This window comes from Xanthomonas sp. Leaf148 (genome assembly GCF_001423585.1).
In the GTDB taxonomy this organism is placed as follows: domain Bacteria; phylum Pseudomonadota; class Gammaproteobacteria; order Xanthomonadales; family Xanthomonadaceae; genus Xanthomonas.
This window is the reverse complement of record NZ_LMOP01000011.1, coordinates 95,002-110,352: the sequence shown is the minus strand read 5'-3', so window position 1 is coordinate 110,352 and position 15,351 is coordinate 95,002. Positions and strand designations below refer to the sequence as shown.

The window sequence follows — 15,351 nt, the reverse complement described above, 5'->3', positions numbered from 1 at the left end:
TCAGGCCGGATTCGTAACGCACACAGTGATGCGACACTTTAAAAGTCGTAGCGGGCAGTCAACCGGAACGAGCGCGGCGTCTGATAGTTCTGATCGTTCAGATAGTTCGGGCTGATCACATCACGCGAGGCTTCACTGAACTCGTCGTACTCGGTGACTCGGTCGTTGTTGAACAGATTGAACACGTCGAGCTTGATGCGCAGCTTGTTATCGGCCCAGTTGGGCACATAAGCGGCGGCCAGATCGAAGGTCCAGGTCCACGGCGTGCGGCCTTCGTCGCCACGTTGGCGTAACACGCGGGTACCGTCTGCGTTCAAGCAATAAAAGCTCGAGCCGCTGTAGCCGCTCAGGGTGCCCTGGTCAGGCTGCGGGATGTCGTCCAGCGGGATATAGCCCTGGCAATTGATCGGGCGCCCGGACTGCAGCACCAGATTTCCGCCAAGCTGCCATTCCGGCGTGATCGTATAAGCACCGAACAGCTTGAGCGTGTGCTGACGATCGTTCGGGGTCGGCCCATAGGTGCCATCGGTGAACAGGCGGTGGTCGAAGTCCTGGGTGAGGCCGGCGTCCTCCTGTTCCAGCGTGGAATTGACGTAGCCTTCCACGTTGCCGCGTGTCCTGGCGAACGTATAGGAGCCCTGGAAGTTGAACTTCTCGCCAGTGCGCTCCCAGAAGAACTCCAGAGCGGTATGCAGGCGGCGATATTCCGGCAGGCCAAGATACGAGGCCGGCAAGGTCGCCAGTTCCAGTTCGCCATCGCCATTGAGATCGACGTTGATGGTCACATCGCTGCCCGGATTCAAGAAGTAGCAGCTGGGCACCGAGCCCGGATCGAAATCCGGAAAGCCATTATCCGCCGCCCAATCGATCCACGGATTGGTGGTGCAGGTGTCGTCCATCCCGGACTTCACTTCGCGTCGGATCATGCGCACACCGGCCATCCAGTTTTCCGTCAACTGCAGTTGGCCACCGAGGATGATCTCGTCCTGGTACATCGGCGACAGGTTGGTGGACGCGACAGAGGCCGGATTGGGCGCAGTGAGCGAGCCATTGGTCTGGGTCTGGCCGATTTGCGCGCCTTGGCCCACCGGCGTGCCATCGGCTTCGCTCCAGCCATTGACGAAGTACCAGTTGGACACAGTCGATTCGGCGCCGGTGGCACGGATACTGGAGTTGGTCGCCACCGGGATGTAATAGCGGCCTGCGGTACCGAACAGCTTCAAGCTGGAGTCGCCCAGCACATCCCAGGAGAAGCCCAGGCGCGGGGCCATTTTGTAATCGGATTCGATCCAGGCAATACCATCGCCGTTCTTGTTTTCGAACTTCTCACCGCGCAAGCCGAGCACGGCGAGGAAGTTTTCGGTGACCTGCCAGTTGTCTTCCAGATAAAACGCGCTGTTGGTGTTTTCGTATGTGGAGCTACTGGTCTGATAGACACGCGAGCGTGCGTACAGCGCATTGCGCGGAACCAGCTGGCCGTTGACCGTGCGACCAGGCCGGCCCGCAAACGCACCGGTGGCCACCGAAGTACCTGGCACCGTGTAATACGCCCAGTTGATGCCACCGGCGTAGGTCCGGCCACGGTGACTGGATTCGTACTTTTCCTGATCCACGCCGAAGCGCAGCCGGTGATCGCCCAGTACCCATTCGCCATCGACACGGAACGCCTTGCGGATGTCCTCGTCCGGCTCTGCGTCGGCGTCGGCGATGGTGGAGATCGTGCCCGGGTTGCAGCCGATGTACCGGTCGATCACGCTGGTGGTCAGGCCGAAGCTATAGGCCCACGGGCATTCGCTTCCGGCCGGGTCGGCCGGCAGGCGGGAGTCGATCAGATTGCTCAGGTAGCCGTATTGCGCCGACAGTGTGAAGTTGTCGGTGAAGTAGCCGGTGTACTTGAGGATGCCGATCTTGCCGCCGTTTTCCATCTCGTACTGCTCGATCGGCACTTCGTGCCGGCCAACGTTGTAACGGTTATCGCCGTTGGCGTCGGTGGCGTATTCGTACGTGCGGTACTTGGTCTTGGCCTGGTTGTAGATGCCGGTGAATTCGACCAGGTTACTGTCGTTGATATACCAATCGAGTTTGACCATGCCCTGCGGGGTCGTGTCACTGACGCGCCGGCTGGTCAGCGCATAGAAGTTGTCTTGACTCTCCTGGCGGCCTTCCACCATTGCAAAGAAGAACAAGCGGTCCTTGATGATCGGGCCGCTCGCATAGGCAGAGTAAATGGTGCTGTCGAACTGATCGTCGCTGCGGTACTGGTACAACGGGTCTGCCGCATCAGGATCGCGCTCGCGGACGTTTTTACCTGCCGCAGCACCCCAGTCCGGCGCCCATTCCACGCTACCGCCGTAGTGCCATTCGTTAGAGCCTGCCTTGGTGACGATGCTGACGATGCCGCCCAGCGAGCGGCCGTACTCGGCGCCGTACCCACCTGTTTTGACCTGCAGCTGGCCGATGCTCTGGAACGGCAGATTGGCGAACGACAGGAACGTGCGCATGTTGGTGACGTCGAAGCCATTGATGTAGTAGCCGTTTTCGGCCACCGACGATCCGCCGAACGAGGCAAGGTTGCCCGCACCCAAACCGCTATCGCCGCGGACCGCGCCCGGCGCGAGCAGCGCGACCGAAGAGACGTCGCTGGCCACCGGCAGCGAGACCATCTGATCGGCGGTGAACACGGTGGTCGATTCCACCGAAGAAACGTCGATGGGGTTGAACGCCTGCGCGCCAACCACTTCGATCCGGTCGAGCGTTTTGGCCTGACTGCCGAGCATCACTTGCGAGCCGCTGCCAACCTTGACCTCGACCTCGCGGGTCACTCCATCGGAGGTGATGATGTACTTGCCCGGAGGCAGCTGGCTGAAGGTGAATCTGCCATCTGCGGCGGCGGTCGCCGAGCGGCTCACGCCCGTCTGCGGGCTCTGGATGGCGATGGTGCTGCCGGGCTGCCCACTACCGAAAATGGAGCCAACCGCGCTCTGCGCCTGCACCCCACCGATGACGCACATGCCCAGCGCCAGGCTCAACGCGCTGCGCTTGATGTTGCGCGATAACGAACTACGAACCCCTGGACGCGTCATTCCTCTCTCTCCTGATGAATTCGGTCACGGATACTGCAGACGTGGGACTCGACTGCGAGCGCAGTCGAGGGGGAGCTGGGTTTCAGGGCACGATGTCGACAACCCGAACGGATGTCACATTCCTGAAGCCTGTCTGAAGATTAATCGAAGATGTACGGAAATGTCATCATCCGGCAAAGATTGCCAAATTCAGTGCTTTTGGGCCGAGATTCGGACGCGCAGATGCTGTAAGGGAATGAAGTATTCAGCCGTGAGGTACCAGCGCTAGACAGGCGGCAGTGCTACAGGGGGCCAGGTCGTCGAAGCGGAGCGATACCAGGACCCCGGGACTTGTAGCGTCAGGCGTTGCAAGACAGGCGTCGTGCTTGCCCAGGCGGTGTGTGGATGCTGGATCGCCACGGTCACTGCATGATCAAGAAGGCGTAGCGCGCCGAATAAGGGCTGCAAGGCCGCTTCACGACTCGTTGAGAACGCGCAGGTGCTGCTGCACCCCGGGTTATTGGAGCGCCTGCTGCAAGGCCTACGACGCTGCCCGGCCTGGCGCCGGTTCTGCGTGCTCGGGCGGTAGGCCTGCTGCGGTAGGTCTGCTTGGGTCCGCGTACCAGTGGCGCATAGGCCCACGCTAAGGCGCAGTTTTCCGCGTTCCTCGTGCATGACGCGGCTCTTCGCTTTGTTGGTGTCGCACGTGCATCGGCCGCAGATCGGTGGGCTGTCGCCGGCCGACGTTCGGTAAGACCGCTGCACACAGGCCAGCGCACTTCAGGCTGGCATGGCCGTTCCAGTCAAACAGGGCAACGTGCGCTGTTGCCTACATCGCGCCCGGCAACACTGTCTGCAAAGCCGCCGTTTCCGCTGCGCATGTGGCCGAATCCGCAGGCTTGGCCTTTGCGATTTCGCGGCGTGCAGCGATCAGATCCTTTTCAAACCCAGGGTTGCCGTGCAATGCGGCGACGGTGGCCGCGCCCATCATTCGGCCTTGCAGGACATCGCTTTGCCAGTGCACGTTGCAGACCAGGCGGCTGTCGCCGAAGGCGCGGCCGCGTGCCAGGAGCGCGTTGCGTTGGGCGGGAGCGATCTCGGACAGGATCAGGCCCCAGGTCCAGCCGATGGCGGTGTGGCCGGACGGGTAGGAGCCATTCTTGCGCAGTGCCGCATCGTCAGCCGGGGTGCACATCGGCTGCGCATTGCGCATGAACGGGCGCGGGCGCTGATAGCGTGACTTGGCGGCGCTGGTACTGCTGCTGGCGTCGCGCATGCTGCGCTCGAGCAGGCGCAGCAGATGCGGCGTGCTGGTCTGATCGATCTGCACGCCCAGCGCGCAGCTGAAATGGCTGGCGGCGTCGGGAAAGCTCAGCACCGCGTCGCGCGCAGCCAGGTCCCAGCGTGGTGTGCCGCGCAGCGCGAGCATGGACTTGGCGATGGCTTCGTCGTTGGCGAGCGCGGCGCTGCCGTCCTGCGGCGGGGGCGGCACCAGCTGCAGGCTGTCGGGCAGCTGCTGTTTTTCCAGGTATCCACGCGCGTCGGTGGCGAGCACCGAGTCCGTCGGCTTTGCCGGTTGCCGGGCACTGGCCACGCCGCTGCCGATCACCAAGGCAGCAATGGCGACGCTTGCCAGCGTCCGTTGCGAGTGGCGGGCGATGCGGTGGGCCATGGACGATTCCTCGAAAGCAGTACGACGGGAAGAGTCGCGCAGATTACGACGTACAGATGACACGCGCATGCCAGCACAACGCAGCGACAGCGCGGCATGCGCAGCAGCTGTCTCGGCACTGTCATCTGAGCGTCGCATCGACGCAAGACAGCTGTCGCACGCTTGCCGTCATCTTTTGACTCGTCCCCCAACGCCACTCATGCCCAAGACCCATCTCTTAAGTGCTGCCGTTCTCACTGCGCTTGTGTTGTCGCCGGCCGCGCATGCCGCCGATACGCCGGCCGACGTGTCCGCCGATACCGGCTCCACCGTGCAGCAGCTCGATGCGGTGTCGGTGATTGGCCAGGGCGAAACGCGTCAGGTGCAGCGCATCACCCAGCAGGACATTCCGGTGCTGCCGCCGGGCACCAGCATCCAGAAGCTGCTCAACCGCATGCCGGGCGTCAACGTGCAATCCAACGATGCCTTCGGTGCCAATGAAGAATCGCAGACGATCAGCCTGCGTGGCTTCAATGGCACGCGTCTGGGCTATACGCTCGACGGTCTGCCGCTGGGCGATAACGCCTATGGCAACTACAACGGCCTCAACATCAGCCGCGCGTTGATCGCAGAAAACTTTGGTGGCGTGGAGCTGGCCTCGGGCATCGGTGCGTTGGGCACGGCGTCCACCAGCAACCTCGGCGGCACCATCCAGTACTACTCGGCCGACCCGTCCAGCGTGTTCGGCGGGCAGGTCTCGCAGACGCTGGGGTCCGATGCCAACCGTCGCACTTTCCTGCGCGTAGATACCGGCGATTACAACGGCTTTTCTGCGTATCTGTCGGGAATCGAAGCCACCGCGGACATGTGGGCGCGTCCGGAATCGCCGACCACCACGCGGCAGTTCAACGCCAAGGGCGTGTACCAGTTCGACGGCGGCAAGCTGACTGCTTTCGCCGATACCTCGCGCACCTCGCAGGCCGATTATTCCTATCTGTCCAAGAGCGGCATGGCACGTGGTCTGGGCTGGGACTGGAATCTGTACGCACCAGATTGGAACCGTGCACTGGCGGCCGCGTACTGCGCGCCGGCCACGCGCAATGCCGCACGTTGCGGCTTCAGCGGTGGCGTGGATAACGTCGACGACGCGTACTACCAGAGCCGTGCGCTGCGCGACGACGATCTGTTCTATGTCGCCGGCGACTTCCAGCCCAACGATGCGATCAGCCTGCACACGCAGGTGTATCACCATGAAAACAAGGGGCAGGGCCATTGGTGGTCGCCGGGCCAGGCCTCCAATCCGGGCACACCGCAGGCACTGCCGATCTCGATCCGCAGCACCAATTACTGGATCAACCGCACCGGCGGCATCGCCTCGCTGGGTTGGGACCTTGGCCCGCATCATCTGGAAGCCGGGCTGTGGTACGAGCGCAATCACCACGATGTGGAGCGCAATTTCTACTGGATCACCGGGCCGGTGGACGACGACAAGTTTCTGCAAAATCCCAACCGTCGGCTGTTCTCGCAGAACTACGTGATCACCACCCGGCAGTTCTACGTGCAGGGTAGTTTCAAGTTTCTCGACGAGCGCCTGAGCCTGGATCTGGGCATCAAGAGCCCGAGCACCGAAATGACCGCACGCGAGACGCCGGGCATCGCGGTGGAAGCGCCGGTGGCCACTGGTTCGATCAAGGCCAGCGAGTCGGTGCTGCCGCAGATCGGGCTGGGCTATCGCCTTGCCGAAGGCCAGGAAGTGTTTGCCTCCTACGCAGAAAACATCGCTGCGTTTCAGGGCGGCGGCGCCGGTGGTCCGTTGCTGGTGACCCAAGCTTCGTTCGATGCCAGCGTCGGTGCGCTGGAGCCGGAAAAGTCGCGCACCATGGAAGCCGGTTACCGCTTCGTGCGTGATCGCTTCGAGGCCTCGCTGGTGGGCTATGACGTCACCTTCGACAACCGTCTGCTCTCGCTCAATCCCTGCCCCAGCATCCAGCAGGGCACCACGCCGGCCTGCACCACGCGCTTCTTCAACGTGGGCTCGGTGAGCAGCCGCGGTGGCGAACTGACGGTGATCTGGAAGCCCACCAGCTACCTGCAGTGGTACAACTCGGCGTCGATCAACCGCTCCACCTACGACGACAACTACGTGCAGAACGGGGTGACCATTGCCACCGCCGGCAAGACCACGGTGGATACGCCCAAGCGCATGTTCGCTAGCGAAATCGCCTTCAATTACGCCGGTTGGAACGTCAACCTGCGCGGCAAGTACACCGGTGAACGCTTCTACACCTACACCAACGATCAGGGCTTTGGCGGTTACACGTCATTCGATGCCGGTGCCGGCTATGAGTTCGGCCAGGTCAGCGTGCTGCAGTCGCTCAAGCTCTCGCTCAACGTCACCAACCTCACCGACAAGCGCTACGCCTCCAACCTCACCGCGTTCGCCAACAGCGATCCGAATGGGCGGCAGTTGGCGTTCCACGCCAGTGCGCCGCGGCAGGTGTTCTTGACGCTGGATGCCAAGTTCTGAGGACGGGATTTGGGAATGGGGAATCGGGAATCCTAACAGCAGGTCTGGTTGCTGCTGATTGATTTCCGATGTTGATCGACGTGAATAGTCTTAGAGTGGCTGACACCACCTAGCGAGTGATTGTCGGGCGGGCGCGGACGATGCGGAGGAAGCGGGATGCACGGGCGTGCATCTCTGCTCGATCGTCGGCCAAGCTGGTATGGCGATGACGCGGTGGTGTTGATGGCTGCTTTTTCGTAGGAGAGAGGCATGATGCAGTTCCACCGTGCGTTGGTGTTGGGAGCGATGATGGTCAGCATGAGCGGGCCCGTTTTGGCCGAGGCGCCGTTGGCCAAGACGGTGCAGATCTTTGCGCACCGTGGCGCCAGTGCGTTGCGCCCGGAACACACCTTGGCCTCTTACGCCAAGGCGATCGTCGATGGCGCCGATTTTGTCGAACCAGATCTGGTGTCCACCAAAGATGGCGTGCTGGTGGCGCGCCACGAGAACGAGATCGGTGGCACCACCGATGTGGCCAGTCACCCGGAGTTTGCCGCGCGCAAGACCCGCAAGACCATCGATGGGCAATCGATGGAAGGCTGGTTCACCGAAGACTTCAGCTTGAACGAGTTGAAGACGCTGCGCGCGCGCGAGCGGTTGCCGCAACTGCGTGGCACGCGCTGGGACGGGCAGTTTCAGATCGTGACCTTCGACGAGATCATCGATTTCGTCGCAGCCGAATCTGCCGCAACCGGGCGCACGATCGGGCTGATTCCGGAAATCAAGCATCCGAGTTATTTCAGTGCGCTCGGTTTGCCGATGGAAGACAAGGTGCTGGCCGCCTTGCACGCGCATGCGTATACGCGCACGGCGCCGGTGGTGATTCAGTCGTTCGAGACCGGCAATCTGCGGTACCTGCGCGGCAAGATCGGGCGGCAAAGCAACATCCGCCTGCTGCAGTTGCTGGGTGGGGCGCAGATGCCGTTGCCCGATGCGGGCAAGGGCGACGCGCCCGGCACCTATGCGCAGTTAATGACCCCGGCCGGGCTCAAGCAGGTTGCCAGCTACGCCGATGCGATCGGGCCGGATATCCGCGCCATCATTCCGCTGGACGCGCAGCAACGGCTGGGTACGCCGACCAGCCTGGTGCGCGATGCGCATGCAGCCGGATTGCAGGTGCAGCCGTATACGTTCCGTCCGGAAAATTACTTTCTGGCCGCCGATAACCGCAGTAGCGGCGCGGTGACCGAGCGTAACGACGCAGGTGCCTTGGCCGAGCTCAAGACCTATCTAGACACGGGCATCGATGCGTTCTTTGCCGATGATCCGGGTCTGGCGCGGCGTGCGTTGCGCGGGCAAGCACCGCGATAGGTAGCGCGTTCGTAGGAGCGCGCCTGAGCGCGACGGGCATCACCGGGGTAGCTGCATCGCGCGCGGGCACACTCGCGCGGGATGCGATGACGACGCACTTCGTGTTGCAGCAACGCTCACGTTGCGTGATCCTCGGACACCTATCGTGCCTGGCATCGTCGGTAACGCCCCGTCGCGCGCAGGCACGCTCCTACGGGAGCTCAGCATCGTTTCGATCATCGTTTCATGCAGGTACTAAGTACCTGGTGGGCGCTCGCGCGGCGGGAAATGCAGTACCACGTTTTCCGAGCCGTCGTCCTGGCGTTGCCACAGCACCGGTACCTGACGCGGCGGCGGTGGTTCCAGCATCGCGTGCTCGGCGTCGCGCACTTCCCAGGCGGCGTCCTCGTCCTCATCTTCCCAGCTGTAGCGCGGCTTGGCTTGCTGCGGGTCGCGCAGGCGTAGCAGCAGCGCGGCGATCAAGCCGGCCACCGCGCCGCCCAGATGCGATTGCCAGGACACGCCGGCTTCGTGCGGCAGGATGGTCACCAACATGCCGCCGTAGAACAGGAAGGCGATCATGCTGGTGGCGATGGCCGGGCGGTCGCGCCTTAGCAGGCCCAGCACAAACACCAGAAACATCAGGCCGTGGGTGACGCCGCTGGCGCCCAGGTGGCGGCTGCCAGGCTCGCCCAGCAGCCACGCGCCCAGCCCCGAGCCCAGCCACAGCAGCGGCAATGCCATGGCGGTGGCGCGCGGGTACACGCTGCCGGCCAAGGTGCCCAGAATCAGCAGCGCCGCCGCATTGGCGCCCAGATGCGCGAGCGAGCCGTGCAACAGCGGCGCGGTGAGGATGCCGATCAGCCCGTCGGCCTGCAGTGGCGCGACCGCCCAGGCGCGCCAGTCGAACATGCCTTGCGCGGTGAACACCGCCACCAGTAGCAACACGGCGGCCAAGCTGATGTTGAAGGCGCGCAGGACCCGCGAGCGGTCCAGGCGGCTCTGGGTGGTGGCATCGGAGGCAACAGAATGCGGTGTCATACATTCACGGATGGCGGCGTGGTTTTGCCTTTGCAAGCCCCGTGAGCGCGGGATAACCGGATCCGGCGACGGGACAATCCCGCCGCCTGCCGGGCTGATGCAACGCCCGGCAGGCAGGCCGCGGCGGCAAACAATTCACCGCAGAGGATCGGGTGGCAACCAGGGCGCGGCGCCGATGTTCCGGTATCGCCTGTGGTGCGCTGCGGCCCAGCCGAGCAGTGGGCGGCGTAGCCACCGATCAAGGCCGAAGACCACGACCCGGCTCAGTGGCAAGAGACGAAGCGAAACCGCGGCGTCCCTTGCACCACCATCTGCAGCAAAGCACAACTCCGATTGCCGATTGCCGATTGCCGATTGCCGATTGCCGATTGCCGATTCCCGATTCCCGATTCCCGATTCCCGATTCCCGGCCGGTCAGTGCCCGGCAGGCTTGGCCGGGCGCAACAGGCTCAGCATGATGGTGGCCACCAGGATCGTGACCACGACCGCCAGCGAGACCAGCACCGGGATCTTGTACAGATCGATGATCATCATCTTGGTGCCGATGAACACCAGGATCACCGCCAGGCCGTACGGCAGCAGGTGGAAGCGGTCGGCCATGCCGGCCAGCAGGAAGAACATCGCGCGCAGGCCCAACACCGCAAACACGTTGGAGGTCAGCACGATGAACGGGTCGGTGGTGATCGCAAAGATCGCCGGGATGCTGTCCACCGCAAAGATCACGTCGATCACCGCAATCAGGATCAACACCACAAACAGCGGGGTGAACCAGCGCTTGCCATCCTTGATCACGCTGAGCAGGTTGCCGTGGTACTGCGGGCTCAGGCGCAGATGGCTGCGCATCCAGCGCAACACCGGGTTGGTCTCCAGATCCGGCTCCTTGCCAGCGGAGAACCACATCTTGATGCCGGTCAGCAGCAGAAACGCACCGAACACGTACAGCAGCCAATGGAACTTGGCCAGCAGCATCGAGCCGGCGAAGATCATGATCGCGCGCAGCACGATGGCGCCCAGTACCCCGATGATCAGCACGCGCTGGCGCTGTTCTTCGGGCACGCCGAAGTAGGTCATGACCATCAGGAACACGAAGATGTTGTCGACCGCCAGCGATTTTTCGACCAGGTAGCCGGTCAGAAACTGCAGCCCGATCTGATCGGCCCGCGCATCGCCCATGGTGCCCTGCAGGTACCACCACAGCCCGGCATTGAAGGCCAGCGCCAGCAGCACCCAGCCGATGCTCCACCAGGTGGCTTCCTTGAAGGTGACCTTGTGGGCGCCGCCATGGCGCATCAGCACCAGATCGATCAGCAGCGCGGCGATCACCACCGCCCCGAAACCGCCCCATAACCAGACATTGCCAATGGTTTGCATAAAAGAATCCCGAAAAGTGAAACGACCTGGACAGCCGGTTGGGCTGAGGCCTTGTGACACGGAAATCGTGGATTCCGGGTGACGGACCTTCGCCTGCGCGGCGAAGGTCTCGCTCGCAACCGGCCAGACCGGTTGCCGTTGCACCGGAGCGTCTGCCGGAGCAGGACTCGTAATGACGGCGACAACGTTGGGAGCTACTCCCCTTCTGGGGCCGATTCTGCGTGCCGGGGACGGGCACGTCAATCCAGCCGGATACAATAGGTGAATGAATACTCCTGTCCCCGTCGTCCGACTCAAGAATGCGTGGCGTTCCAGCCACCCGTGGATCTTCCAGAAGCTGGTCGAAAAGCCCATCGCCAAGCCCAAACCCGGCACCATCGTCGATGTGGTCGGCGTGGATGGGGAATGGATCGGCCGCGGCTTCTACAACGGCCACTCGCGCATCGCCGTGCGCATCCTGGAAACCGACCAGTCGGTGCCGGTGGATGCGGGCTGGTTTTCGCGCAAGATCGCCGCGGCGGTGAGCCTGCGCCGCGACTGGCTCAAGCTCGACGGTGTCTCCGATGCCTGGCGCGTGGTGCATAGCGAAGGCGACGGCCTGTCCGGCCTGGTGGTGGACCGCTATAGCGACCTGGTGGTGGTGGAGTTCTTCGCCGCCGGCATGTTCCGCCATCGTGAGTGGATCTACGAGGCGCTGCGCGAGCAGTTCCCGGGTTGCCGCTTCCACAGCTTTGCCGACGAACACGTGCAAAAGCAGGAAAGCTTCGACTTCCACAGCAACACCACCACCGAAGCGTCCGTGATCACCGAGCACGGCATCAAGTTCCGTGCCGACCCGGCCGGCGCGCACAAGACCGGGTTCTTTGCCGACCAGCGCGATAACCGCCAGTGGCTGAGCGAGCAGGTGGAAGGCAAGACCGTGCTGGACCTGTGCTGCAACACCGGTGGCTTTGCGGTGTATGCGGCCGCGCGCGGTGCGGCCGAGGTGCTGGGCGTGGATATCGACGAAGACGTCATCGCCATTGCCAAGGGCAACGCCAAGCTCAACAACGTGCGTCCGAAATTCGTGCAGGCCGATATCTTTCCGTGGCTGCGCGATGCGGCCAATCGCGGCGATCAGTTCGATGTGGTGATCCTGGACCCGGCCAAGATGACCCGCGACCGCGAACAGGTGATCCCGGCGCTGAAGAAGTACCTGGACATGAATAAATTGGCGCTGGGCGTGGTCAAGCCCGGTGGCCTGTTCGCCACCTTCTCGTGCACCGGCTTGGTGGCCGAGCAGGAGTTTTTGGACATGCTGCGCCGCGCCTCGTATTTCTCCGGCCGCACCATCCAGATCCTGAAAGTGGCCGGTGCCGGCCCGGACCATCCGTTCATGGCGCACGTGCAGGAATCGCGCTATCTCAAGGCCGTGTTCTGCCGCGTGATGTGACAGCGGTAGTGATGAGGCAGCGGGCGATGCGTAGCGCCCGCTGCGTGGTTGGGCACCGGCGGTGGCATGGCAGTCGTGGCGGCCCGATGACGGCGCCGCTGTGTGGCTGCGTTGCACTGCAGGTAAGCGGTGCACGGTGGGTGCTCGCATCTGCCGCCGCAGCGCGTGGCGTGTGCTGTTCCATGTGGTGCAGGTGAGGCGGTACGGTCATCGTCATCGCGCAGCGGATGCAGGTCTGCGCGCGATGGCAATGGGTGATGGCAGCGCACTGCAGCCGGGACTTCAACGCAGATATTCACTAGGGAGCGCCAGCCGATGACGTCCAGCGACGAAGACGAACGCAAGGCCTTGCGCCGGTTGCTGCGCGAGATCGAGCGGCCCAATGCCAGCCTGCTGGCCAACAACTGGCCGGTGTTTGGCGTGTGGCTGCTGTTTTCGGGGGCGTTCATGTATCTGTTCCAGACCGGCACCGGCTCGCCGCTGCACCCGTTGCTGCTGGCGCTGGGCTCCACCTGTCTGGGCGTGTTCGGCGCGTGGATCGTGTTCCGCTCGGTGTGGGCGCGGCAATGGCCGCATGTGCGCGAGCATATCGATGTGGAAAGCCTGCGCGCACGGCTGGCCGAACTCGACGATTGAGCCTGCGTTGGACGTGCAGCGTGCACGGTAGCGTCGATGTGCAGTGCTGGTGTGCCTGCGGCCATAGCGCTGCATGCAAGCACACGCCTGCTTGCGATCGCTCTCAAACCCATTCGTCACACAGGACCACGCGCTGCTTTCAACACCTTGCAGCTGTGGTGCGTGACGTGGTCAAAACAGACAAACCAAACGCGACGTGCACAGGCCGAACAAACCACACTTGCCAATGACGCGCGCATGCGGCGTGTGCGTTGTGCGCGCACAACGATGGCCGTCCCTGGCCTGTGTGTAGAGTCTTCTTGCGCTGATGCGCAGCTACCCGCTGCAGCTGTGCAAGATCACCAGCCGGCTGGCCGCGCGGTGATTTCCGGCACCGCCTGGCGCAGGTCTGCACCAAACTCCGGGTTGGTCATCGTGGCCGGATCGACAAACCCGTAGAACACGCCCTGGGTGGGCGAAGCGCCTTGTTCTTCGACATCGCCACGCAGCTGTGCGGTGCCGCCGACGTTGATGGCGCCGAACGCACCCGGGCCCATGAACACGGTATGCGCCTGCGCAGTGGCACCGATGGTGGCGCCCGGATGCCACACGGTGAGCCCGCCGAGCACCGCATTGCCCTGCACCGTGCCGCCCATCACCGTGGCGCGGTCATCGATGCGTGCATTGCCCAGCACATTGCCGGCCAGCACGCGTGCGCGTGGCCCCACGTAGGCGGTGGAGGCGACATTGGCGGTGTTGGCGACCCAGCCGCCGCCGTTGGCATGACGACGTCCCACCGGGGTGGGTGTGGGCGCATTGGGCTGGCTGCCGGCTGGCGCGGCATTGGTCAGCGTCACGCTCCACGGGTAGCGGTAGATCGCGTAGTAGGACTGGTCCCACTTGATCTGCTGCATGGTGCTGGGCGCGCCCATCACCATCAGATACACCGCGCGGTCGCCGCTCTTCAGCGACATGCTGACGCTGGCCTTGGCGCCGCGCTGCAGCGTGCTGTAACGCGCCTTGCCGGCACTGTCGATGGCCACTACGCCCCAGCGCCAGTCCGAGTCCGGGGTGGGAATGCTGGACGGATCGTTGAGCAGGCCGGGCAGGCTGGTGACCGCTGCTGCGCTCTGCACCTGGCCCTCGAAGGCGACCTGGATCGTGGCGGCGCCGCTGGCGGGGATCAGCTGTACCAGGTTGTAGCCCCAGCGCTGCGGTGCCCATTCGAACGGCACGCGATAGCGGTTGGCCTGGCCGGCCACCGGGTCGAGCACGGTCATGCGTAGCGCACGGTCGCGGTTGTCCCAGTCCTGGGTGCGCTGCGGGTCGAACGACAGATTGCTGCCGTAGCGCGCGCGATACAGCACGCCCTGGTCGCTGCCGTCGGGATTGGTGTAATCCCAGTTGACGTTGCGCATGGCCCAGTCGCCGAACACATCGTTCAGTTGCGACTGCGTCCAACCCATGTTGGTCTTGATGACCGAAAACGGATCGGCGCTGCGACGCGCCGGGTTATCGATGCGCGGTGCCTTGCTCCACATGTCGTTGATGATGGCGTAGCCGTAGCGGTTCTTCAGATACTCCATGAACTGCCAGTTGCAATAACGGTCGCGCGTGGAGCCCAGATACACGTGCGGGTAGTTCACCAGCATGCTGGAGCAATGCACGTCGCTGCCGTGGAATTCCGGCAGCTGATGGGTCATCCAATTGGCGTGCGATTCCCAGATCCAGCCGGTGTATTCGGACTCCTGCAAGCCGCCAGCCTGATACTGCAGTGCATGCGTGAGTTCGTGCGCCAGACCCCAATGGTCGCGCAGGCCGCCCGGCGCCATCCACATGCCCATGCCGCCGCTGCTGGTGGCACCGCCGCTCAGGCCGAAGCTCGGGTCCAGATGCAGGTTGGCCTTGTACTTGGTGGCGACATTGCAGAACGGCTCGGGAAATTGCAGACGATTGATGAAGGTGTCCCAGACCATTTCCAGATGCGCGCCGGCCGCACGCACATCCGCGTCGGAGACGCCGTTACCATTCCAGCGGAAGGCGAAATGCGCGGTTTCGTAGCGCACCGGCGGCATGCCGATTTCATTGACGCGCGCCGTCCAGGTGCCGGCGGTGCAGGCCGCACTCGCGGTGGAGGCCGCGCCAAGGCCGGTGGCGATCAAACCAAGGGTGAGCAAGCGCCGGGGCAGCGCACGCGATGCGATGGACATAGAGGGATCTCGCCAAGAGGGAAGGTGTTGCGCACACCCGCACGTCGCGCGCTGAAAGCACGGCGATCTGCGGGTATCGGGAGTGGGGGATGCCGCCAGCGACGGCCGCGCAA

At 63.6% G+C, this 15,351-nt stretch carries 9 protein-coding genes and 1 other RNA gene; 4 read left to right on the top strand and 6 right to left on the bottom strand.

The window, feature by feature from the left end:
- Nucleotides 1-38: 38 nt before the first annotated feature.
- Complete coding sequence (locus ASF90_RS16245) at nucleotides 39-3,083, bottom strand: TonB-dependent receptor (protein WP_055852546.1); 3,045 nt, start codon at nucleotides 3,081-3,083, stop codon at nucleotides 39-41.
- Between the two features lie 808 nt (nucleotides 3,084-3,891).
- Nucleotides 3,892-4,734, bottom strand: coding sequence for a phosphatase PAP2 family protein (locus ASF90_RS16240; protein WP_055852542.1), 843 nt, complete (start codon nucleotides 4,732-4,734; stop codon nucleotides 3,892-3,894).
- A gap of 199 nt (nucleotides 4,735-4,933) precedes the next feature.
- On the opposite strand from ASF90_RS16240, the gene ASF90_RS16235 reads away from it, so the two are divergent.
- Nucleotides 4,934-7,240, top strand: coding sequence for a TonB-dependent receptor (locus ASF90_RS16235; RefSeq protein WP_055852540.1), 2,307 nt, complete (start codon nucleotides 4,934-4,936; stop codon nucleotides 7,238-7,240).
- A gap of 97 nt (nucleotides 7,241-7,337) precedes the next feature.
- Here the strand turns inward: ASF90_RS16235 and ASF90_RS22670 are convergent.
- A non-coding RNA gene (locus tag ASF90_RS22670) (sX9 sRNA) lies at nucleotides 7,338-7,412 on the bottom strand.
- Between the two features lie 77 nt (nucleotides 7,413-7,489).
- Here ASF90_RS22670 and ASF90_RS16230 point away from each other — a divergent pair.
- Nucleotides 7,490-8,590 carry a glycerophosphodiester phosphodiesterase gene (locus tag ASF90_RS16230; protein WP_055852536.1) on the top strand — a complete coding sequence of 367 codons (1,101 nt, stop codon included), beginning with the start codon at nucleotides 7,490-7,492 and terminating at the stop codon, nucleotides 8,588-8,590.
- Nucleotides 8,591-8,824: 234 nt separating this feature from the next.
- On the opposite strand, the gene ASF90_RS16225 is transcribed toward ASF90_RS16230, so the two are convergent.
- Together ASF90_RS16225 and ASF90_RS16220 are read right to left on the bottom strand one after the other, a co-directional pair.
- On the bottom strand, nucleotides 8,825-9,610 hold the full coding sequence (locus ASF90_RS16225) for a rhomboid family intramembrane serine protease (protein WP_055852532.1): 786 nt from the start codon (nucleotides 9,608-9,610) through the stop codon (nucleotides 8,825-8,827).
- 414 nt (nucleotides 9,611-10,024) lie between these two features.
- Entirely contained in the window at nucleotides 10,025-10,981 is a 957-nt protein-coding gene (locus ASF90_RS16220) for a TerC family protein (protein WP_055852529.1), read from the bottom strand.
- Nucleotides 10,982-11,246: 265 nt separating this feature from the next.
- Between ASF90_RS16220 and ASF90_RS16215 the strand changes: the two genes are divergently transcribed.
- Complete coding sequence (locus tag ASF90_RS16215) at nucleotides 11,247-12,413, top strand: class I SAM-dependent rRNA methyltransferase (RefSeq protein ID WP_055852526.1); 1,167 nt, start codon at nucleotides 11,247-11,249, stop codon at nucleotides 12,411-12,413.
- A 315-nt stretch (nucleotides 12,414-12,728) separates the two neighbouring features.
- Nucleotides 12,729-13,049, top strand: a complete 321-nt coding sequence (locus ASF90_RS16210; protein WP_055852524.1) for a hypothetical protein — start codon at nucleotides 12,729-12,731, stop codon at nucleotides 13,047-13,049.
- A 338-nt stretch (nucleotides 13,050-13,387) separates the two neighbouring features.
- Here the strand turns inward: ASF90_RS16210 and ASF90_RS16205 are convergent, their stop codons facing one another.
- Nucleotides 13,388-15,238 (bottom strand): Svx/AvrXca family virulence/avirulence protein, encoded by a 1,851-nt coding sequence (locus ASF90_RS16205; protein WP_055852519.1) that lies wholly within the window; start codon nucleotides 15,236-15,238, stop codon nucleotides 13,388-13,390.
- Between the last annotated feature and the right edge of the window lie 113 nt (nucleotides 15,239-15,351).